Source organism: Blautia glucerasea, from assembly GCF_013304385.1.
GTDB lineage: Bacteria > Bacillota > Clostridia > Lachnospirales > Lachnospiraceae > Blautia_A > Blautia_A ammoniilytica.
The window spans coordinates 1-930 of the sequence record NZ_JAAITU010000128.1; the positions used below are offsets into that span (position 1 = coordinate 1).

Annotated in this window: 1 protein-coding gene; it reads right to left on the minus strand. The window is 40.0% G+C overall.

Going from position 1 to position 930, the window contains the following annotated elements:
• Positions 1-751, minus strand: a 751-nt coding sequence (locus G5B11_RS18705; protein WP_173729334.1) for a hypothetical protein, incomplete at its 3' end; no start/stop codon positions are given.
• Between the last annotated feature and the right edge of the window lie 179 nt (positions 752-930).

Consider the following 930-nt stretch of genomic DNA (forward strand, 5'->3'; position numbering starts at 1 on the left):
TGGTGTAGGTATCGCCATCTTTGGTGATGACTTCTTTGTAGGCATCGGAACAGCCCACAAAGATGTTATCGCAGTTGTCTTTGATCCACTTTGCGGCTGTATCTTCCGGGGAAAATTTTTGCAATTTGGCAGTATCAAGAGAAATATGAATGGAATAAGTGATGGTATGTGGTGCTCCCATTGCTATGGTAGTTCCGGCAATTTCCATATCTTCATTTAAAACTACAGGAATCTGGAACAGGGATCCATTTTCAGTAGAAACCGGAGAATAGGTGACTCCATTAGATTCCAGCTGGGTATAAGAACTGCTGGAAAATCGAATGTTTCCATAAATAACGCCATTTTTGATCTCTATAGAAGGACAGGTGATTGTGATATGCCCGGCTCCACCGCTGAAAGTGAAATTATCCGTATCGTAAGAGGCATCTGTATATTCGGTCTTTTCACCGATAGAGCTGTTTGTATCAGTTATGGTTGTAAAAAAATCTGATGTATCTGCAAAATCTGAAGAAACATCCTCTGTAAGGAATTCTTCAGAAGCAAATTCTTCAGACGGGGAGCAGGTATTTTCCTTATCACTAAAAGTAATAGTTTCCGATTCTTCGTTTTCATCTGGTGTACTTGTAAAATTCTCAAGTCCATCAGAGAACCCAGTATCGTCTGTAGTACCGGCAAAAGCAGCAGCAGGAGAACTTAATGTCATAGCTGCAGTAAGAAGCAGTGCCAGAAAACGGGATTGACGGTGTTTCATGTTATTATTCCTCCTTCGTATAAAAAATACCCTCTGAAAAGAGGGCATAAATATAAAGAATAGCGTTAAAAGCTATTCTTGCAGACTGTAGACAAAGCCCTGCTTTTGCAGGGTTTTGCTATTGTTGGAACCGCTTTTCTGATATAATAAATATCAGAAGGGCGGTGTTTTTTATGATG